Annotated in this window: 13 protein-coding genes; 6 read left to right on the forward strand and 7 right to left on the reverse strand. The window is 33.5% G+C overall.

Annotated features, from left to right (window positions below; translation table 11 throughout):
• The first annotated feature begins 1,067 nt into the window (after window positions 1-1,067).
• From Q0590_RS33355 to Q0590_RS33375, 5 genes are all read left to right on the forward strand, one after another.
• Complete coding sequence (locus Q0590_RS33355) at window positions 1,068-2,102, forward strand: NAD-dependent epimerase/dehydratase family protein (protein WP_302042009.1); 1,035 nt, start codon at window positions 1,068-1,070, stop codon at window positions 2,100-2,102.
• An 807-nt stretch (window positions 2,103-2,909) separates the two neighbouring features.
• Window positions 2,910-4,016 carry a glycosyltransferase gene (locus Q0590_RS33360; protein ID WP_302042010.1) on the forward strand — a complete coding sequence of 369 codons (1,107 nt, stop codon included), beginning with the start codon at window positions 2,910-2,912 and terminating at the stop codon, window positions 4,014-4,016.
• Between the two features lie 4 nt (window positions 4,017-4,020).
• The gene (locus tag Q0590_RS33365) at window positions 4,021-4,854 is read left to right on the forward strand and encodes a glycosyltransferase family 2 protein (RefSeq protein ID WP_302042011.1); all 834 of its coding nucleotides are present in this window, start codon (window positions 4,021-4,023) and stop codon (window positions 4,852-4,854) included.
• 642 nt (window positions 4,855-5,496) lie between these two features.
• Complete coding sequence (locus Q0590_RS33370) at window positions 5,497-6,558, forward strand: O-antigen ligase family protein (protein WP_302042012.1); 1,062 nt, start codon at window positions 5,497-5,499, stop codon at window positions 6,556-6,558.
• Window positions 6,539-7,222 carry a CatB-related O-acetyltransferase gene (locus Q0590_RS33375; protein WP_302042013.1) on the forward strand — a complete coding sequence of 228 codons (684 nt, stop codon included), beginning with the start codon at window positions 6,539-6,541 and terminating at the stop codon, window positions 7,220-7,222. The genes Q0590_RS33370 and Q0590_RS33375 overlap by 20 nt, the downstream gene beginning before the upstream one ends.
• Before the next feature lie 281 nt (window positions 7,223-7,503).
• On the opposite strand, the gene Q0590_RS33380 is transcribed toward Q0590_RS33375, so the two are convergent.
• The 7 genes from Q0590_RS33380 to Q0590_RS33410 all read right to left on the reverse strand — a co-directional run bounded on the left by Q0590_RS33380 (window position 7,504) and on the right by Q0590_RS33410 (window position 20,180).
• Window positions 7,504-8,430 carry a nucleotide-diphospho-sugar transferase gene (locus tag Q0590_RS33380; RefSeq protein WP_302042014.1) on the reverse strand — a complete coding sequence of 309 codons (927 nt, stop codon included), beginning with the start codon at window positions 8,428-8,430 and terminating at the stop codon, window positions 7,504-7,506.
• A 6-nt stretch (window positions 8,431-8,436) separates the two neighbouring features.
• On the reverse strand, window positions 8,437-9,684 hold the full coding sequence (locus tag Q0590_RS33385) for a glycosyltransferase family 4 protein (protein WP_302042015.1): 1,248 nt from the start codon (window positions 9,682-9,684) through the stop codon (window positions 8,437-8,439).
• Between the two features lie 44 nt (window positions 9,685-9,728).
• Window positions 9,729-11,042: a flippase gene (locus Q0590_RS33390; RefSeq protein WP_302042016.1), complete on the reverse strand. Its 1,314-nt coding sequence runs from the start codon at window positions 11,040-11,042 to the stop codon at window positions 9,729-9,731.
• A gap of 575 nt (window positions 11,043-11,617) precedes the next feature.
• Window positions 11,618-13,993 (reverse strand): polysaccharide biosynthesis tyrosine autokinase, encoded by a 2,376-nt coding sequence (locus tag Q0590_RS33395; RefSeq protein ID WP_302042017.1) that lies wholly within the window; start codon window positions 13,991-13,993, stop codon window positions 11,618-11,620.
• Window positions 13,994-14,001: 8 nt separating this feature from the next.
• A complete protein-coding gene (locus Q0590_RS33400) occupies window positions 14,002-14,715 on the reverse strand; it encodes a polysaccharide biosynthesis/export family protein (RefSeq protein ID WP_302042018.1) in 714 nt (237 codons plus the stop codon).
• Between the two features lie 191 nt (window positions 14,716-14,906).
• Window positions 14,907-16,232, reverse strand: a complete 1,326-nt coding sequence (locus tag Q0590_RS33405; protein ID WP_302042019.1) for a glycoside hydrolase family 2 TIM barrel-domain containing protein — start codon at window positions 16,230-16,232, stop codon at window positions 14,907-14,909.
• A 69-nt stretch (window positions 16,233-16,301) separates the two neighbouring features.
• Window positions 16,302-20,180, reverse strand: a complete 3,879-nt coding sequence (locus tag Q0590_RS33410) for a glycosyltransferase (RefSeq protein ID WP_302042020.1) — start codon at window positions 20,178-20,180, stop codon at window positions 16,302-16,304.
• Between the two features lie 712 nt (window positions 20,181-20,892).
• On the opposite strand from Q0590_RS33410, the gene Q0590_RS33415 reads away from it, so the two are divergent.
• Window positions 20,893-22,182: an aminotransferase class V-fold PLP-dependent enzyme gene (locus Q0590_RS33415; RefSeq protein ID WP_302042021.1), complete on the forward strand. Its 1,290-nt coding sequence runs from the start codon at window positions 20,893-20,895 to the stop codon at window positions 22,180-22,182.
• The last annotated feature ends 38 nt before the right edge of the window (window positions 22,183-22,220 follow it).

The following is a 22,220-nucleotide window of genomic DNA, read 5'->3' on the forward strand; positions in this document are numbered from 1 at the left end:
TCAAACTGCAAGCTGGGGATCAACCTGCGGAACTCATTCGGGTAGTTAAAAAATAGGCTACCTAGTACTAAACAAAACGGCCTGTTAAACACAGGCCGTTTTGTTTAGATTTAAATAAATTGTAGAGTAAACTTGATTCTTTAGATAACAATAAATATGGCTTTTCGTAGTAAAGTAGAATAAAATTCTGTATTATATGTTATACAGAGCTTGTTAGATACATTAGATGCTATACTTTTATAAATATTTACTATGATATTTTCAATATTATAGTTATCCAATTGAATGTATTTTGCAAAAGTTATAGATAAATATATTTTTGGAGATAATTTTGCTTTTAAGATTTCGAAGAAAGTAGTAAACATCAGTTGACTTAACAAGCATAATAGCCTCTAATAGAGGGAATCTTCGATACTATATTTTAAGTAAATAAATGTCAGAGTTTTGATGCTTTATAGTAAACCAAATAATTTATTACCCTATAGCTGATTTTAATAAGAATTTATTTGTTTAAGCCGAAAAATTGTCCATTAACTACAGGATGAAGCAAAATAAAAAAACCAGCAGTCAGCAACAATCATTTAATTGCACATTCAAACTTTTGTTGACTTATATTAGCTCAATGCTTATAATACTAATCAATAATCTTATTGTTGAGCAAAACCCAAAATATAGATTCTTGTTGGATCATCTTATATACTCTATTAGCCCATACTCGGTTAGTAAATGTATATTATTGCACTTAATTTAATACAAAACACCCGATATAGTTTTGTCTCTGCGAATGAGACACTTTACAAGAGAATATAATCTTAGCTACCTTGCTATAAAATGATGTTACGAAATTTACTTCATACGCATTAATAGATAAAAAAAATTCTTCATAGAATGGTTAAACCCCAAATCGTTTAATCTTGCTTATGTTAATAGAGTACACAAACAACTTAGTGTCATTAAGCATTAACTATTTGGCTAAGCACAACATTTCATTTAAAGAGTAGAGATAATTTCTTCAATGAAATAAAGTTAATTTTAAGTTCTATTATATATAATTATTATTTATACAAATGAAAATTCTGATCACTGGCGCATCTGGTTTTATTGGCACAAACTTAGTTAATGATTGTCTGGAGAAAGGTATTTCTTTTTTAAATGTTGATTGGAATCCTCCGCTGGATCCTGACCATTTGCCATTCTGGAGAGAATGCAATATTATGGATAAGGAAACTTTACAAGAAATATTCTCCTCCTATCAGCCAACAGCTGTTATCCATTTAGCAGCTCGTACAGACACAGATATTTATGATTTAAATGGAGATTTAAATGAATATGCACAGAATACAGAAGGGACAAAAAATGTATTGGAATGTATAAACAGAACGCCTAGTGTTAAACGAGCAATTATAACATCAACTATGTTTGTTTGCGAAGCCGGTTATCTTCCTAAACATGATTATGACTATCAGCCCTTTACTTTGTATGGTGTAAGCAAGGTAATTACAGAAAAATATACGCGGGAAGCAAACTTAGATTGCGTCTGGACTATTATCCGTCCACAAACTATATGGGGGCCATGGTCTTTGCGATACAGAGATGTGATGTTTAAAGTGATGAGAAAGGGTTTGTATTTTCATCCTTCAAAAAAGAATGTCTACCGAGCTTATGGATATGTTAAAAATGTAGTGTGGCAAATACAACAAATATTAGAGTCTCCAGCAGAAAAAGTACATCAGCAAGTATTTTATGTGGGAGATAAGCCCGTTAACTTGCTTGATTGGGTACAATGCGTATCATTTGAACTTACAGGCAAATCGGCTAGAATAATACCAACTATATGTGTAAAGAGCTTAGCCATAATTGGTGATATATTAAAAAAATCTAATATTTCATTTCCAATTACTAGTACCCGGTTTAATAGCATGACTCAGGATTATTTAACACCTATAGATAAAACCTATCAATATTTAGGTCAGCCTCCATATACAATGAAGGCGGGTGTAAAAGAAATTGTAAATTGGTATTATACAGAAAGTAACAATGCCTCTATTTTTAAAAAGAAATTGAGGGTTGCAGATTCTGAGAAAATCTTATTGAAAGCTTAAACCAAATAACTATAAGTAACATGTGTATTAGTTAAAGGCGGGTTAATTCATTTTTTAGATTTGTTTGTATTGTTATACTATTACTGGAAGATCATTATGTACAACTGCATGTTATTGTTTCTTAAAAATAAAGCTAAAAATATTCAATAAAATAAAAAATGTATTAACAGATCCTAAGGCTAATACAATTTTTGCCATCTTTAGAGGACAATCAAAAAATTGATACTGGGAAGAAACGAGTACCATTAGATTATTAAAAAAAAGAGATGGTATATAATTCACCGTATTACTAAAGCGTAGAATATTTTATTAATATATTTCTACATTTGCCATTAATAGATCACACAATTTAATTTAGTAAAATTCCTTAATAGAGAGTAATCTTAGTTAATGGATATATACAACTACTCCAACCTATAATACAATACCCCTCCAAAAAATTTATTTAATTTTACTACTGAAGGAATTCACTTTAGAGACTTAAACTACATACAATGATACTAGTAAGCGTTATGCATTGTTTGAAGTAATACGGTTGTCTAACTTAATAAAATACGAATAGAAATATGTTTATAGAGCATACTTCATAACATAGATTATTATATAAATATATTAACAAATATTTTGGTCTTCAGTATTATTATAAGCAAAGAATAAGATCACTAAATAGTACTTGAAATAGAATTGTGCTCTATGAATTTACAGTTGAGAGTTTTAATGTATTCATAAGTATGCAATTTTCTTTAATCATATGCATACTTAGAATAGTTAAGTATAAATAAATTAAAAAAGCATTTAACAAAAGTCGTGAAAAAAACAAAAATTTTGGTTGTAGGCCAAACTCCGCCACCGCATGGAGGCCAGGCTATCATGATTGAAAGAATGCTACAAAATAAATTTAATCAAGTAAAGCTATATCACGTTCGGATGTCATTTTCTTCCGATATGGATGAGATAGGTAAATTTAAAGCTGGCAAATTAATAAAGCTTATACAACTAATTTTAAATATCTATTACTACCGTTTACGATTCAATATACATACTTTATATTACCCTCCTGCCCCTCCCCTGCAGGTACCTATGTTTCGTGATATAGTTGTTCTTAATGCAACCAGATGGTTATTTAAAACTACTATATTTCATTTTCACGCAGCAGGAATATCTGAAATGCATCCACAATTGAAGGGGTTGCTAAGATTTTTATTTGAGAAAGCTTATTTTTATCCAGACATCTGTATTCGGCTTTCAGAATTTAATCCAGAAGATGGAAAACACCTAAAGAGCAAACAAGAATATATTGTTCCTAATGGCTTAGATGATTTTGCAACACCTTACTTAAATACTATAAAGGATAAGCATCATACAATCACAATACTAAGTGTAGGTGTATTGTGTGAAAGTAAAGGAGTTATGATTTTATTGGAAGCAATAAAGTTGTTAGTAAAGCCAGGTTGTCAATTTAAGGTGCAGTTTATGGGCAGATTTGAATCGGAGGCATTCAGAAGTAAAGTATTTGCTTACATAGACCAGTATAGCTTGCAGAGTTATATAGACTTTTTAGGCGTACAAACTGGTACACAGAAATATCTGACTTTTAACAAAGCCGATATATTCTGTTTTCCTACTTTTTTTGAAGCAGAGACATTTGGATTAGTGGCATTGGAGGCTATGCAATTCAAGATTCCTGTAGTTGCTACGCGGTGGAGAGGAGTTCCTTCTGTAGTACAAGATGGTGTAAATGGATTTCTTGTACCACCCAAAAATGCAATAGCATTAGCTGAGAAGCTTGAAATACTGATAAATAACAAACCGTTAAGAGACAAAATGGGCAATGAGGGCAGAAAAATTTATCTTAGTAAATTTACTTCACAGATACACTATAAGCAATTGGAAGATATATTCTCTTTAACATAAAAGAATGAACAAAACACCACAGTTTAGCATAATTACTGTAGTTTATAATGATGCTGTGAATCTGGAGAAAACAATAAAAAGTGTTATTAGCCAGACATACCGCAACTATGAATATATCGTTATAGATGGAGGCTCCAAGGATAACACATTAGATGTTATCAGAAAATATCAGCAACATATTACCCTTTGGAAAAGTGAACCAGATAAGGGAATATACGATGCAATGAACAAAGGTGTAGTACATGCTAAAGGAGAGTTTATAAATTTTTTGAATGCAGGAGATACCTATTATATTTCTACTGTTCTTGAACAGATTGCAGATGAGAATAACAAGCAAAATTCAATCGAAATAATTTATGGGCAAGCTGTACGATTAAGTAGTGCAAGTAGTCAATTGAAATTTATTAAGGGAGACAAAATTACTACATCCAATCTGTTTACCTCGGTACCCTTCTGCCATCAGGCAATTTTTTATAAAACATCTATATTCAGAGAAATTGGCCCCTACAATTATTCTTATAAAGTAACAGCAGATTATCAGTGGCTGATCAGGTATTATAATAGCAGACAATGTTTAAATAAAATACACTTTGTACCTTCTAGTTTAGTTGAATATGTAGAGGGGGGATATAGCTTTAAGAATATACACAGAGCTGCACGGGAGAAACTTAAGATTGCACGCACTGATTTTGACAGTACCCACCGAGCAATAGGAATTATATACTTTTCATGCTTTTACGTTAAAGCTTATCTGATAGAGTGGTTAGGTAAACTTCATATTCTGGAAGGTTATAGGCACGTTAAATATCGATTATTAAAAAGAACTGTGACATCGTAACAAGCTAATAAGCATAGCTCTGTTTGTAGTAAAACATACTACTATCTCATAACCTTGTTTCTTGTGTGAAGGATAGAAAGTTAAATCAAGAATTAATTAGTTGTATTCTTAGTAAAAGTGCTGTTATTAAAAACAGGAATCTTTTAGAGTAAATACTGTTTACTTGTTAATACAATCAATAAAATAATTAGCCACTGTGATCAATTTATCAAATCTATAGATGAATTAAAAATTAATCATTACAAAGGAACTGTACAACATACTGTGGTAGTGAATTTGAAAGTTGTAGATGGAGCCGGGCAATAAAAAGAACATATAATTAAATTAAGAAACAAGAATCCGAACTTTAAGAGATTTATGCCCTTTTTCTTTATTTTTCTGTGTATTATCATATTTGATCCATCCTCCTTCTTTGGAAGTGATAAGCTATGGGATGCTGCAAGCATTTTAATTCTAGCTTTGGGATGTCTAAGATATTTTCCTATTAGAAGTTCGAAAATTTACTATACGCCTCTAGTTAATGTAAAGGGTATGGTGCTTTTCTTATTGCTCCTATCACTATTTATTATAAGTTTATTTAGGACACATAGTTTTCTTAACACCAATCTTTCAATTGTAAAAAATGCATCTATAATTATACTGATGCCACTCTTTCTCTATTTATTTTATCAATACGAAAATGAAAATCAGAGGCATAGGTCGATTGAGAGTCAATTTATAATGCTCATAATAAATGTGTTAGGATTTTTTTGTATAGTCAATGTATTGTCATTTATCTTAAACCCTACCTTTGATAGTTCAGCAGCTACTACACTTAGATTTATTGGTATTAATACACGCAGAATATTGTTTACTTTAAATCCATCCATTCATCCGGGTATAATAGGTGCATTAGGCGGATACTTGTTTGTTTTAAGCACTTCTTATTTGAAACATATAAAAAATTATTCTTCGCGTGTTAAAATACGCTTGTATATATATGCCATTGCTGGTATTGTTATTGTTTTGATGAGTGATTCAAGGACTATTCTTTTTAGTTCGTTTTTGTGTGTAGGAGGTTTATATTTTCTTTCTTCTATCAATAAGCTAAGTTTACTTAGATATATAATTTGGATTATTCCGTTTTCCAATATTATTTTTATGTCGGCTATGCAATATACAGCAAGTACTTCAGTGGCCTCAAGTATCTCTAGAAACGATGGTGCTGACATTGCTACCGGAAATTCAAGAAAGTTTATATATATGGCTGCTAATAAAGAACTTGCTGATTTCAAGCCAATACATATGATAGGATTTGGAGAATATGGGCCTTATGCAGCTGGCCTTACTAAATACTATCTGACAGAAAAATTTTTTAAAGAATCAGAAAAAGAGAAATTAATTTCTTCTGTTACACATAATACCGGATTGCAAGTTATTTTTGATATTGGTTATATAGGATTAACAATATATCTGTTATTACTCTCTACACTATTTAACCAACTAAATAAAATGAATAATCAGGGACAAGCATCAATATTACCTTTAGCATACCTTATTACATATATAATTATTCTAGGTACCTCTGAAACATATTTTGGGAACTATACTACCATTCATAATTATTTATTTTTTTCATTGACCTTTTTTATCGTAATCTCTTATAATAATCATTTATATAAGAGGCAACTTGGGAATAAGAAGTATGATAAAGCTATTGCTTAAAAATAATTTCACTTATTGGTTAAAATGGATTTTTAATACATATAGAGTTAAAAATAAATTTCCCACGGCAAAAATAGGCTTTATGGCTAAAGTCTATGGCAATAGCCTATTAGGGCATAAATCTAAAATTGAGAACTATGTAATAGTTAAAAATACAACCCTAGGAGATTTTAGTTATATTGGTCCAGACAGTAGATTCAACTATGCAACTATTGGGAAATTTTGCTCCATTGGGCCAGGGGTTTATGCTGGGTTGGGTATTCATCCTACAAATACTTTCGTGTCTAGCTCTACTTTTTTTTACACATCAGACAAGCAAGCAAAAGATCGACCATACTTTGAAGAGTACCGACAAACTATAATTGGAAATGACGTCTGGATTGGATCTAGAGCAATTTTGATTGATGGAATTAAAGTAGGAGATGGTGCTGTAATCGGCGCTGGTGCTGTAGTAACAAAAGATGTACCTCCTTACGCTGTCGTAGGAGGAATACCTGCCAAAATAATAAAATACCGTTTTGAGCCTGAAGAAAGAGAATTTTTATTAACTGATCAATGGTGGAATAAAGATATAAAATGGATTGAAAAGAATATTTTTCTATTTAGTGATATAAAGCAATATATGCAAAACAACAGTATACCTATAAAGAATATTCAACCTTAAACGCATTATAGTACAACTTTATAAATCTTGCGTTAGAGTTACCAAATGCATAGGTGAATCTTATTAATCAGCAATATTTAACTGACTCGATTGTATCAATATATTTCTGGATATTATAGAAGACTAATCTAATAATGTTGCTAACTATATCTAATCAAAGAGAGCTTAAAGTGATTTAAGCTCTCTTTGATTAGATATTATATTGTAGATATGGTTCACTTATAAGGATTATTGCTTTTTGGATTACTGTACACTTTAGTAAGTTATTTCGAAAGTTCTTCTCATGAGGCATTGAAGCTGGATTTTACCATATATTGCATCTTCAATATTGCTCTTTTCAGTAAGGGAGGATGGTGTCGTAAAGCTGTTGTCACGGCATCTGCTTCAAGGCTAGGAATAACCATTGTCGGGTGCACAATTTCTGTAATTGCACCGGCTTCTATTTTAGCCATGAAATTGTTACCAGATTTAGTATGTACCCCTCTTTCATCAAAGCCTATGTTTTTTGTCAGCGAAATATTTGGAGTGATGCACAATCCATTTTCTTTCCATATACTATACATCCACCGGTAACTCCAAACGGTTGCAGGCTTCTCAGAAAGAATTTTAGTAAAATTTTTAATCCATCTTTTCTGAACGCCAGGGTCTGGAAAAATAAATTCTAATCCTTTATAATCTAGAAACTTTTGGTATTCCTTCATTTCAAAGTCAAACATTTTCCAAGCTCTTCTCCAACAGGCCCATCCCCAAACCTCCGTATACCTTGAAAAGTAATACGATGCATCTCCTCTCTTAATTCCTCCTTGGATGTTAAATCCAGAAATATGCATTACCCTGTCATCATACCTGTAGTAAGATAGCAACTCAGTACAAAACGAGAAAAAACTTTCGCTAGGTACACAATCATCTTCTAGTATGATACCTTCTTCTTCATGTTCAAAAAACCAGGTAACGGCAGTTGATGGCCCTAAACCACTACCAACATTATCATCACGAAAACGTGTACTAACTTGGCAATCCCAATCTATTGAATCAAGAACAACCTTACGGGTTTCGGCACACTCTTTTGCATCATTTGGTTTATGCTTTCGTGGCCCGTCAGCTGCAATATATAATTTGGTTGGCTTTACTCTTCTTAGAACTTGAATAACCTGCAATGCAGTGTCATAACGATTAAAAACTATAAGTAGTACCGGTGTATTAAGCATACATTTCTAGATTGACTCGATATATTTGAATTGCTTCTTCGTATTATAATTTGCCAACTTTTTCAGCAAAAAATTAACTAAACGATGTGATTTTGAGTTATGCAGCTTAATCCATAAAAGTATAATTGCTAGGGGACTTTTAACAAAGTTGAGTTTTTTAACTACTTCTAAAGTTGAGAGCGTAGAAGAATTATCATTTTTGTAATGAGTGATAATATCTACACTTTGCTTAGCTACGATCAGGTAGTCATATTTTGACATTATATGCTTTCTTCCATTTTGTCCTAATTTTTGCAATAACGTCCTATCATTATATAACTTAACCATACTTTTGTAAAACTCATCAACGGTATCCGTACATATACCCCCAATGTTATTACCAATAACTTCAGCTTGTGAATTATCACCCCACGGAGTATTTAATGCGATTATTGGCGTTTCGCAAAGTAAAGTTTCAGCCAAGACCAGACCAAAACTCTCACCTTGGTTAGCAATATGCAAAAACAAATCTATACAAGAATAGCATTTCCTAAGTTCATCATCCCCAATAATTTGATCAATTATAATTACTTTATCTGATAATTTACGGTCGTGTATATAGCTGACTATAGCTTTTGGAGGGTTAACTATTAGTAAATAAGCCTCTTCTGTTTGTTCTTTTATAAATCTTTCAAATACATCAATTAGGTAAAGTGACCATTTCCCTAAAAAATGTTGTCCAATTCTCCCGAAGATAAAAGCATCTTGTGGTATATTGTACTTAGATTTAAAGGTAGCGCACTCTTGGGGGCTAGCCTTAAAGAAACTGCTTACTTTCACCGGATAGGGCACTACTACACTTTTAGCATTAGATCCCCCACGGACCTCATATAAAAACCTACACCATTCAGCTAATTGATAACTTATATCTACTACCTCTGTAAATGGAGATGGATATGAGAAAACATTTGTTTCAACAATTTTGGCTTGATTACATTTCTCTTTTATTGAAAATATATCTTTTTTCTCAAGTTTATGGCTATGGATGTGTATTACATCAGGATTCCAATTTTTGATTTCCATTAAGTTGGAATCAGAATTAGTTACCCAAACTTTAATTTGTTCATTTTCTAACTCCTCTCGCCTAAACCCTCCTTCATACATAGCAAGAATTTTACTTTCATAGCCTAATTTATTATATGCCTCACAAAAATTTTGAGCTGCCCTCTGTGTGCCACCTTTACCTAAATTATATACTATAGTTAATATCTTCATAAAATTTTCTCTGGCTTTTGCATTATTAATCAACAACAGTTCAATTATTTAAAAGGAATAAAAGAAACAGCTTGGGCTTTTAAATAGAATATCCACCTTCTGCTTGGTGAAAATAATTCAAAGAAGAAGACACATATATCAGCACACAGTGTAGCTAATGCCGCTCCCATAATACCAAATCTTGGAATAAGAATTAAGTTAAAACAAATATTTATTGCAGCCAAAGATAGTTGTCGTGACAAAATGGTAATATTCTTATTTAGCTTTAACAAAAGTTGATTATTAATCATATTCAAATATGTCACAGGTACTGACCAGATTAAAAAATCTACGACAACTTTACTTGGCAGATATTCTTGCCCATATAAGTAATAGATCGCAAAATAGGACATTATATTCACTACAATTGCAAAGCCAACTAGTAATAGAAAGACATACCTTATAATATAGATAATTTTTTGTCTTTCTTTTTGAACATCTATTTCTATAATCTTCGGATAAATAGATTGACAAATCAACATTGGAATAAAGTTAAATACTTCAGCAAGTTTAACACCCACGGCGTAAAATCCTACACTGGTTTCATTTAACATATTCTTTAACATTACTTGATCTATCCTAAGACTGATATATATTGATATACTAGAGAATATTAAAGGCCAACTTTCTTTAAGAAGTGAAATAGCTACTGGTTTGCTAAACTTCCAGTTTCGAAAGCTCATTTTTTGTTGCTTGTAAAAATATATCAAGCCAACAGATGTGAGAGCACTTTCCAAAACGTTGGTAGCAGCAAAATATTCAAGAGGCGCTTCATAAATAAGTAAAGCTAACTTTATAGGCGTACCTACAATAATCATCAAAAAATGAGCATACACAACATATTTCGACTGCACTTTTGACTGAAAATGAAAGTCTATTACATTAAAGCTCTGGACAATTGTAGATGACCCAACAATAAGAACTAACAGTTTTGTATATGCATCATTAGGAGTAAGATTGATAGCAACAAATAAGAAAGTTAAGCAAAAGAAACTACCTATTAGCTTCATGATAAAGGCTGTTCCCAATAGGACTTCTTTTTGAATATTACCCTTTATTAAGCCTCTTATTACAATGTTATCTAAACCAAGAGTAGCTATAGCTCCAAAAAGACCAACAAAACTCTGTGCGTAACTCAATAAACCAAAACGCTCAGGTCCTAAATATCTTGCAATCCATACTCCAATAAATAAACCTAAAACCATTCTGGTTATTCTTTCAAAAAATAGCCAAGAAGTATTAAATAAGTATTTTCTTATATTGGTATTCTCTTTGAAAATGGTTTTTCCCTGGCTGATTAATTTAGAATATGAATACATAAATAAAATAGTTGCAACTAAGTATTATCTCGATTTTAAATTTAAAGAATGAGTAATGATATTTTGTGTAATAGCTAACCTTTCACTGGGCAATAAATATTAGTTTATTAATAGCTACTTCATTCTGTTGAATTTTCGAATCAAAATATTTTTGTAATTACAGTAAAACGAATCTTAGCAAGGAGTAAATAATAGCATTATCGAAATAAAGGTTCTTTAACTTTCTTTCTATCCTATTATTAAATAAATCCTACAAGCTGTTTTTTACTTATACTGATGATACTAATTGTAGCCCATAGTAGACCCTCTTCAGGACTCAGATGATTACCATTGCCTTTATATAAATTTCTTTGTAATGCACCATTTGAATCGGTAATTCTTATTATTACTACCATACACTGTTATCTTTTTACAAAAATAACAGTGTCTTTTTTAAGAAGATTAGTTAATATTTTGAAAGCCTTTCAAGATAGAAGACTGTTTATAAAAAATAGGTGAGTCTTGAAAATATCAGGTTTACTTAGATATTTAAATAAACCTGATATTATTAATCAATGAAAGTATTATAAAAGTCTTTATTTACTTGCATAATTACCCTTCTTTGATTCTTTCCCATAATAATCTTCATGGTCACGAGATATTATTGCACCGTTATAAATCATATACCCCACAAGTTGATGCTGCTGTATAATTTTGTTTAAACGTTTGATCTCGTCTTTTTCGGTGTGTTCATGCCGGACTACAAACAATGTACAATTGATGTATCTGCTTAACAAAAGATAATCTGCTACTATACCCACAGGAGGAGTATCAACAATGATTACTTCATATTGCTCCTTTAAAGTATCAAGCAAAGCTGCTAGACGAGGATGAGATAATAGATCAGAAGGATTCTCTTGCAACTGCCCAGCTTTCAGCAGGTCCAAACCATGATAGTTTGTTTCAACTATTCCAGGTTGTTTTCCTGATAAAAGATATTCTCCTAAACCAGCTTGGATTTCTGTTTTAGATTTCAAGTATTCCGCTAGGGCAGGCTTATGTAAATCGGCTTCAATTAACAGAGTTTTCCGGCCTGAATGTGCATAAGAAATGGCTAAGTTTAGTGAACAGAACGTTTTTCCATCCCCACTTTTTGCAGAAGTAATTCCTACTACTATCGATCCTTGATGTTTTACCATTTGTACATCTATATGATGTCTTATATAACGGAATGTATGAGCCAGGTAGCTCCTTCCCACATAAGGATCGTTTGCTTCTTTTCTTTTTAGTTGTGCAATATGCTCAAGTAAAGGAATATCTGTGTAATATTTTAATTGGTCTTCACTTTCTATTTTCGTTTGGAAAAATTCCTTGCCCATAAGTACGCCTCCAGGAATAACTAATCCAACCACGAACGAAACTATTAGAACAAACATTCTATTAGGACTAACAGGAAACTTCCCTTGCATTTTCGGAGCATCAATCACAGTTTTATCAGGCACATTTGAGGCAATTGCAATTCCTGCTTCTGTACGTTTTTGTAATAAATAGTTATATATATTATCACTAAATGCAAAGCGACGCTGAATATCTACTAAGTTGCGTTCGTTTTCGGGTAGCTTACTCATTTTCTTTTTGAGTTCGCTAATTCTCACACTATTTTCCTGAACCGCAATTTTATTAGCTCCAATTAGGTTATTTACATTTTCAGCAAGCGTTTTCTTAGTTGCCTGTATTTTACTATCAATTACCTGGATATAAGGGCTAGCACTAGTGCCATCATATCCTTTACTAATTTTTTCAGCATTCAATTTATTTAGCTCCACAAGAAGGTTATTCAGAAGCGGGTCTTGTATCCCCACTGATGAAGGCGCTATAACGTCTGACACATCTCCATTTTTAGACATATAGTCCGCTATATACTGATAATACTTCGTTTGTACTTGTAACTGCGACTGCTTCTCATCTAGCGCGTTAAGTTGTTGCACTAGATTATGCGATGCACTCTCAATGTCTATCACTTGACTGCTAGCACGAAAATCTTTTAGGTTTTTTTCAGCTGTGCGCAAAGAATCGGTAACACCTTGTAATTGAAAATCAATAAACTCTATTGTTTTTTGCCCCAATAGGTTTTTCTTTTTGAGATCATTCTGAATGTATACATTGTTCAATGATTTCAGAAACTCTATCCCTTTATTAGGTACAGATGTTGTTAAGCTTAATTTAGTAATATTAGACTTTTCAGTGATCTGCTCATGAATAAGTGAATTACGCCAGTAACTAGTTACGTCGTCGATACTATTTATTGTAAAATAATAAGACTTTTCATTATCTGACTTGAATATACTTGGATCAAAATCCTTTATAGCTAAAGTTATATAGGGCGTTTTGAGTGTATGCTTAACTGACAAAATTGTATCTAAAACAACTGAATACCCTTTCTGAATTACTTCTTTAGATACCATATTGTAATAATATGTAGGGACATTTTCTTTTGTTTCTATCTTAACACGGTACATTTGGCCCTCCAAAAATGACACATAAATAGGCGTATACATTAAGTGCCAGCTTGCCGTATCTAATTCTGCTTTGAATGGAGCAGGGTAGAGAGGTTTAGCAAACTTTTCTCCAACTTTACCTAAGATATTAGGATATTGATAATACTCAACTTCATGGCCTAGATTCTCAAGAGATTGTTTAATAGTAGCGTATGAAGTAAGCACTCCGATTTCGTCCTGTAATTCGGAACCTGACTCTAAAAGTTCAAATCCTTTCAAGAACTGTTCTTTAGAAGAACCTTTATTAGCTAAACCTTGATCTTTTAACTGGAGAGTAGAAGTTACCACATACTCACTATTAGTAGTAGCTAAGTAATAGAATCCCGCACCTAAGCAGATAATTACTGATAAGGCAAACCAATACCAATTGCGTAAAAGTTTTCTTAAGACAATTTTAACATCAATATGCTCCATAATACGCATTAATTAAGATTTCTTATTGTAAAAAATATTGCCAGGGCGGTTGATACTGAACCAACAATAATACTAACAATGTTTAATGTGCTTAAATTACTCCGGGTGTTTTTAACTTTCAATGGCTGCACATATAGCACATCGTTCGGCTGTAAATAATAGAATTTGGATGATAGTAGATTCTCATCTCTTAAATTGAGTCTGATACCTCCTAATTTTTGATTGCTTTGGCGAATTAGTGTCACATTTTCTCTGTTCCCAAACTCAGTAAGATCTCCTGCCATTCCTAAACCCTCTAACAAAGTAATCTGGTCGTTATAAACGAAATATTGCCCTGGATTTCGAACTTCCCCGAGCACTGTAATTCGAAAGCTAACTAATTTCACTAAAATAGTAGCTTTATTCAGATACTTACTTAAAGATTCTTGTATCCTATTTTGTGCTTCTACAATTGTTAAGCCATTTACATTCACTAAACCCACTTCAGGTAAATTAATATTGCCCTTATCATCCAAAGAATATCCACTTAGGTAGATACTAGCAGGATTGAAGTTATTAAATCCTCGTCCTGTTTCTATATTAAAATATTCAGAAGATTCAAGATCTAAGGTTTTTACTTTAACAGATATAATATCACGTGGCTGTAAACGGTAATTACCCGGAAAATTGTTTTCTATGGGAGTGATAGCTTCTGTACTAAATTGTGCATCCGGAAAATACATAAGTTTTTTGTTCGAAATACAATTACTTAGTAGAGGTAGTAATGCAAGCAGAAGATAACAATAAAAGTGATTTACCTTAGTCAATAATGAAGAACTCATGAAAATATTTATTTGATAAAATTACACATTAGAACGCATAGTTACGCACACTATTGAATTTTTTTGATATTAGTCCAGGAATTTCCAATTTTTTATTGTATTAATACATAAAATGGAATATTATATGTAGCTACATGGGCATGTCCATCATACACATATGCAAACAATCTATATCCTCCTTCCTGATTTGGCGACACAAAACTTATAGATTGTGTACAATTATTTGAAAGTAAAAAGCTTAAGTCATGATTGTATTCTCCTGGATTGAAATTGTCTTTGCCTTCATGTCTAAGCTCCCATTTGTAAGTTAATGTATCATTTTCAGGATCTTGAGCATAGATACTAGTTTGGTACTTTTTACTAGCTAATAAGTATTGATTATCTTGGTTAGGCACTGTATGTATAATAACAGAATCTATTTTTGGAGCCCAGTTGTCAATACTTTTACCACTCCATTTAGTTTTTAAAACTTGTACAGATTCAGTTTCATATCCATCTTTAGAAAAAAGGCTAAAAAAGGTGTGTGTACGCTCATATTTTTGTCCCCAATAAAACCCATATCCTCCTAAATATAAACTCGTATCCTTTGACAATACAGTCCAATATTTATCTATATATTGTGCTTTGAGTGTACTACTTAATTCTATAGGTGCTCCCCAATAGGTCGAATTCATTTCCCAAGGACCGGGTGCAGCCCATTCAGTCAATATATAAGGTTTATTCCAGCCAAATATGCTGCGTGTGTCTTTATGCACCCGATGTAATTTAGAAAAGCCATTAACTCCAAGAACATCTAAATCAGGACAAAGCAAACGCATAATGCCACGTTTATTGAAATTCGGCCCCAGCGGTACAGATGTCATAACAGGATGGTTTGGGTCCATTTCATGAATCATTTTAGCTATACGATTAATAGTATACAAAACTATTAACTGGTTACCACCAAATAAATGTACTTCGTTTCCTACATTCCACATTAAAAGAGCAGGATGATCTTTATAGCATTCTACAATTTCTTTTAATTCTTCAATTTTTTGATCAACATCTTCAAAATTTAGATAATCAAAGTTTTCGCCCCACCATTCATTTCCCACCTCTAAACCTAAAGTAACGGTAAGTCCATATTTATTTGCTTCATTTAAAATTTGTTCTGCTTTATCTGTGCGCCAAGTCCTTATTGAGTTTGCCCCGTACAAAGAAATCTTTTCCATATAATCATGTCCACCGACCCCCTTAATAAAATATGGCTTACCATGTCGGAAGAGGATATATTTGCTTCCTTCTTGTTTAATTTCTACTGTTGGATTTTGTATAGGTTTCTTAGTTGGTATATGATAAATAACCAAAGCAATAACAGGTACAAGTAACAGTAAGAATAGCCCAAAAAAACTTCTGTAAATCCAGTTTTTCAATATCATATTAACAATAAAATTAAAATCAGCTATATTCCAGCTACAGCAAATCTCTCTAAACTTGAAACAATGTGATTATTCAATAGCAAGAGGTCGGGAAGCTGTTACTACATTTCCAACTGAATCTGTGGCATGCACATATACTCTATAGTGGTGTTTTTTATTAGGTATAATTACCTTTATAAACCTATCATTATATATTTTATTTTCAATAATTGATACGCGTTTCCAGGTCTCTTCTTCATATACTTCCCATTCATATTGTAACCTCCCCGGATAACCATTACTGATACCTGCAGAAACCCACACTTCATCTCCTGCTTTTGCTGGATACCATGAACCAACTATGGTAAGATCAGGATGTTGATTGCTGTGATTAGTTTTTCCTGACCAAACACCTTGTAAATAATAATATGCAGGCTTTAATCTTCCTTTATAATCAGTTATCCCAAACCAGGTGGCTGTTCCTTCATATCGATCGCGCCAGCTAAATGCAAACCCACCTAAATTATTTCCTTTATTTTTTTCTATGTATTCAATCCATTGATGTTTGTACCATTTAGCCTTTGCTACACTCGATACCTCAATCAAAAGAGAATCATTCCGCATGTCGCTTAAATCACTATCCCAATAGCCTTTTGGTCCAAATTCAGTAACAACATAGGGCCGAAGCGTATCGAACTTTGAAAAAACAGATTGCAGGCTCTCTATCTTAGCTTCATAATAAGAATTAATTCCAATAACATCTATGGAAGGAGCATACATCCGCATTTCATAGATAGTACTAGCCAGTTCAAAATGTTCTTCAGATGCAAAAACAGGTCTATCGGGGTCTATTTCATGTATTTTGTCAGCAATGCGTTCAAGGAAATGTAGATAGGCTCTTCGGTTAATAGTAAGATATGGCTTATTAAAGTGTTTTTTTAATAAACCCCAGCTTTCATTCCCGATATTCCAGGCTATAATATTTTTCCGATCTTTGTATTGCTTTACATAGTCTATTACTTCTTTTTCATAATTGGCTACCGCAACAGAGTCTTTGAAGTAATCAATAGCCGGATCAAACCAAAATCCATACATCACATACAACCCTTGCTCTGCTGCTACTGTTAAAATATTGCGGTCGTATATACCAGGCTCATATCTTCGGATAGTATTAGCTCCCATAGCTTTGATTCGCTTAAAATCATGCTCCAATTGCTTTCGTGTTAGGGGATAAAAGCCATCTCTCCAATCATGTGCAGGATTATAACATACGCCTTTTATGTAAATGGGTTTACCATTAACCTCCCACGTAAAACTCCCTGAGTTCCCCTTTATATTTTTATTTTTGGATATTGTTTGGGTAGTATCCCGAGTAAAGGCAGGCATCTTTACAGCATTCAACCCTTTAAGAATATTTGAAAAAGCAGATAAATTATTGGTCCAGTTTATGACAGCAGATTCCTCTGTTGGGCGCCAGTTAGTAATCCAATTTTTATCTTTATCACTATGAAACAATACAACTGAACGAATCTCTGGGTAACCTGACTGTATTTTCTGTAGCCCATCAATAACCCAGGTAGTAGCATTTCCACCATAGGAGGTAGAGCCAAACTCAGCGAGCATAACAGGCAAATTAAGTTTAGCTTTCTTTAACTTATCCTGAAAAGGAGTATATAATTGCTCAAACGTGTACCAGGCTTGGTTTGAATTTGCTTTGCCATAATTCAGACAGGTAATTCCTACCCAGTCTACATACCAACTATCTTTATAGCTTTTATCATCTGGAAAGTATGTATCAATGGCAGATGGCTTCAAAGGATTCCACACCCAGGTTACATTTTGTACACCTAGCGCTTCAAAACGGTTATGTACATATCTCCAAGCAGCAATAAACTCTTCAGGTGAGTTCCCTCCGGTAGTTGACCATGGATACATAGGATTATCCATTTCATGGGCAAAGCGCAGATATACCGGATGGCCAAGTGAACGTAAAGTTATAGCCATTGTATCAATATAAGCATCAAAGTATCCTTTGGTTATATAGAAAAATACTTTACGGTTTTGGCTAATATCTGGATGATTGGTATACTTTGTAAATAGATTAGTCCATGGCTCCCATGTTATCATAGGAATAGCATCTTTTTGTATAATCTCTTTCCATAAAGTGTCTGGCAGCGGACTGTCTCCCCAAGAAAGATAAGTAGACACTATTGAAAAAGAATGCTGAGCTTCCTGCTCTGCTTGCTTAACAGAAGTTATGGATTTCTCTTGATCTACAGCAGGCATATAAATACCTGTATAAAATCCTCCGGTTGATTTTTTCGGAGTTTTATTTACCTGTGATACCAATGAAGTAGTTGCTGATTCATCGACTGACGATATAAAAAGTAATGATACAGTAATAGGCAATATAACAATTAATGGAATAGCAGCTCTAGTAAGTTTCAGCTGAGTTCCCCACTTTATAGTGATGGTTTTAAACAACCGTCTGCGATAAATATTCTTCAAACTGTCAAACCATGAAGTCTGTCCCATTAAGAATGCCAGGAGTAATACAACAGCATTGCAAGCAGCAAAGGTAGCCATGAGAAAGCTATAAGGCTGCCAATCTCTGTTTAACCCATACACCACCGCGGCTAGGCTAATAATGGCTAACAGCAGATTAGGCAAACCCAACCGAAACTCATTTTTAGAATTATGCTCTTTAGGAGTAGGAATGTAAGGTACTTTAATATTTAGTAAAGTATAGACGAAGCCTACAATATATACCCACCAAGTGCCGGTTCTTAATATACCTCCTAACAAATGCAAGCCATGTTCGTGGGGTTCATATAACCAACGCTGAGCAAATAATCTAATAGACAGACTACATAAAAAGTAAGGCGTGAAATAAAGAAAAAATACAGCCGGATTCATCAGCCAGGGGTAATCACCTGTAATTAATGAATATACCGGAATTGCTATATCAAGGAAGGTAACTATCCCAAATAGATAATATAAAGGAAGTATACTATAATGCAGCCTTTGCTTCCAGGTAAGTTGCGCTAGCAGTTTCGGCAAAACATGCAGCCACAAATCAAACGTACCTCTTGCCCATTTCAATTGTTGCTTATAGTATGCAGATAAACTACTTGGAACAAGCCCATAAGAAGCAATTTTAGGTACATATACTGATTTCCATCCTTTAGCATGCAAAAGCATGGAGGTATGCATATCTTCTGTGAGTCCGGCGGCATGCCCTCCAATAGAATCCAATGCCTGCCGTCTAAAAGTACAGTTAGCTCCGATAGCTTGAGCAGTACCATATTGATTCATACCCTGCATCAAAGGCCCATAAAACAGATAGGTTTGTTGGGCGGCTGCTTGTGCTACTAAAGATTCTGATTGATTTTTATAGGCCTGCACTATCTGTACATAGCCTATTTGCGGATCGTCAAAATGATGGAGTAACCCATCAAAAAAATCAGGTGCCGGTACATGGTCCGGATCTAAAATCACACATAATTCTCCGGTTGCATTTTTAAGGCCATTGTTAATGTTGCCGGCTTTTGCATTTTCCCGTGTTTGCCTGGTTATATGATGCACACCCAATTGCTGACATAGGTCTCGCAGCCATGGATCATTGCCTTCATCACAGAGGTAAGTTTGATGCGGATATTGAACTGCAACCATGGCTCTTAGTGTTTGTTCAATCATTTCCCTTGGCTCTTCCGGACAAGAGGTGGTCAGCATATCTACTGTCCATTGTTTACTTGGCTGTTGAACAGTTACCGGGCGTATGGCTACATAATGATACCATTCATATAATACACTTATAATCTTGAAACCTAAGCCAACTGTTAAGCATACAAACAACAACAAATTGTCTACCTGTACTTCTGTTATAAATCCGTATAGAAAGAAAACAAGCGCTAATATGCCTAGTAAAACCCATAATAAACCGCTTGTTGCTTTTGTAATCTTAGACATACTTTAGTATTTGATGCCTTGTATCCGAAGGCCATTATGGTTGTATATTTCAAATAGAATATGTAATATTTCTAGGAGAATAGGTTTAAAAAGTATAAGTTATACATTCCCAGAAACTAGTAAATATCTCATTCGATATATAGCGACCATTAAAAGTAATATATTTTATATTTGTTAAAAGCTGATGCAAAAAGTGCTCCACAGTAGATTTTATAATGAATTTACAGGATTGAGCTTTATAGTGAATAGAAGTTCCGCAAATATAATTTAAACAAGCATCACTCAATAAGCAATCTGATAAATTCTGGCTAGTAAGTGATTATACAGCCTTATATACTTGAAAAACACCAACACATACTAATAATCCATGTCAATAATAAAGCTCCGATTAGTAATAAAAAATATAAAATTTCAAATACATAATAATTCACGAAAACATTTACTTTTGGTCTCTTGCATTTTTATTGTTCACATTCTCATATCTCTTCTACTTAATGTAAGAAATGGACAAAAAGTAAATCTACTAGCAAAATAAGCCACTAAAATATAACATTAGCAATAATCATATATTTCAGAAGTTAGTTTGCACTTAATAGGCTATTTTGTATAAAGGCTAGAATTAAAATTTATTGTAAGTAAGCCGAGTTATATCTTAAAATCTGGACAATATTTTCTCTATATTCATCAGAATTTTATTATAGCTGTTTTGACTATGAACAATAGAAGAAGTTTTATCAAAAAAGCAGGTTCGCTGGCAGGTGCCTTATCTGTCACACCAATCTTAAATGCTTTGGCAATTCCGCACATACAAGAAGCTGAAAAAATTATCCAAGATCTTACCCCTGCTGAAGCTGCCCGGAATGAAGAATACTGGCATACTATTCAACAAGCCTATACTGTTTCTCCAAATATTATCAACTTAAATAATGGAGGCGTTAGTCCGCAGCCATCCGTTGTGCAGGACGCTGTGGAACGATATAATCGCTTATCGAATGAAGGCCCTTCGTATTTCATGTGGCGTATTCTGGATGCAGGCAGAGAATCATTACGCATGAAACTAGCTGACCTTGCCGGATGCAGCCTAGAGGAAATAGCTATAAACCGCAATGCTACTGAAGCATTAGGTACAGTTATATTAGGCTTGAATTTAAAAAAGGGCGATGAGGTGGTACTCACCAAACAAGATTATCCCAATATGCTTCAAGCCTGGAAACAACGGGAGATGCGGGAAGGTATAAAACTTAATTTTATTAACCTGGAACTGCCTATAGAAAATGAGGAAACTATTGTGCAGCAATTTACGCAGGCTTTTACCCCTCGCACTAAAGTAGTGATGATCACGCATATGATTAATTGGACAGGCCAGATTTTACCTGTGAAAAAAATTGCTACTGCAGCAAAAGCTAAGGGAATAGAAGTATTGGTAGATGGTGCCCATACGTTTGCACACCTGGACTATAAAATACCAGACCTAGATTGCGATTATTATGGAACCAGTTTACACAAATGGTTATCTGCACCTATTGGTTCTGGCATGTTGTATGTAAAAAAGGACAAAATCAAGAGTTTATGGCCCTTGTTTCCCAACAATAATCCACAGGCAGACGATATTCGCAAGTTTGAGGTATTAGGTACCCGTTCCTTTCCCATTGAGCAGGCAATAGGCCAGGCAGTAAATTTCCAACATGCTATAGGCAATAAACGCAAAGAAGAAAGGCTGCGGTATTTGAAAAATTATTGGGCCGAAAAAGTAGAAAGTATGCCTAGAGTTAAACTTAATACTTCCCTAAAACCTGCGTATTCTTGTGCCCTAGCTAATTTTTCGATAGAAGGTATGGAGCCTGGAGAAATTGAAAGTACGCTGTTCAGCAAATATAAAATTCATACTTCTCCTATTGTATGGGAAAACATTAAAGGCGTACGAGTAGCCCCACATGTATATACCCCCTTAAAAGATCTGGACCGTTTGGTAGATGCCATTACGTATCTGGCAAAAAAATAACGGTTACTTAGCTATAAATTTTCACTCGACCATCTAAC

It is taken from the genome of Rhodocytophaga aerolata (assembly GCF_030503435.1).
GTDB lineage: Bacteria > Bacteroidota > Bacteroidia > Cytophagales > 172606-1 > Rhodocytophaga > Rhodocytophaga aerolata.

Bases quoted from the DNA above. Each gene is read 5' to 3' on its own strand.
- Q0590_RS33410 (WP_302042020.1), bottom strand. From the start codon at position 20,180: ATGTCTAAGATTACAAAAGCAACAAGCGGTTTATTATGGGTTTTACTA.
- Q0590_RS33355 (WP_302042009.1), top strand. From the start codon at position 1,068: ATGAAAATTCTGATCACTGGCGCATCTGGTTTTATTGGCACAAACTTA.
- Q0590_RS33400 (WP_302042018.1), bottom strand. From the start codon at position 14,715: ATGTATTTTCCGGATGCACAATTTAGTACAGAAGCTATCACTCCCATA.
- Q0590_RS33365 (WP_302042011.1), top strand. From the start codon at position 4,021: ATGAACAAAACACCACAGTTTAGCATAATTACTGTAGTTTATAATGAT.
- Q0590_RS33380 (WP_302042014.1), bottom strand. From the start codon at position 8,430: ATGCTTAATACACCGGTACTACTTATAGTTTTTAATCGTTATGACACT.
- Q0590_RS33375 (WP_302042013.1), top strand. From the start codon at position 6,539: ATGATAAAGCTATTGCTTAAAAATAATTTCACTTATTGGTTAAAATGG.
- Q0590_RS33385 (WP_302042015.1), bottom strand. From the start codon at position 9,684: ATGAAGATATTAACTATAGTATATAATTTAGGTAAAGGTGGCACACAG.
- Q0590_RS33395 (WP_302042017.1), bottom strand. From the start codon at position 13,993: ATGGAGCATATTGATGTTAAAATTGTCTTAAGAAAACTTTTACGCAAT.
- Q0590_RS33415 (WP_302042021.1), top strand. From the start codon at position 20,893: ATGAACAATAGAAGAAGTTTTATCAAAAAAGCAGGTTCGCTGGCAGGT.
- Q0590_RS33405 (WP_302042019.1), bottom strand. From the start codon at position 16,232: ATGATATTGAAAAACTGGATTTACAGAAGTTTTTTTGGGCTATTCTTA.
- Q0590_RS33370 (WP_302042012.1), top strand. From the start codon at position 5,497: ATGCCACTCTTTCTCTATTTATTTTATCAATACGAAAATGAAAATCAG.
- Q0590_RS33390 (WP_302042016.1), bottom strand. From the start codon at position 11,042: ATGTATTCATATTCTAAATTAATCAGCCAGGGAAAAACCATTTTCAAA.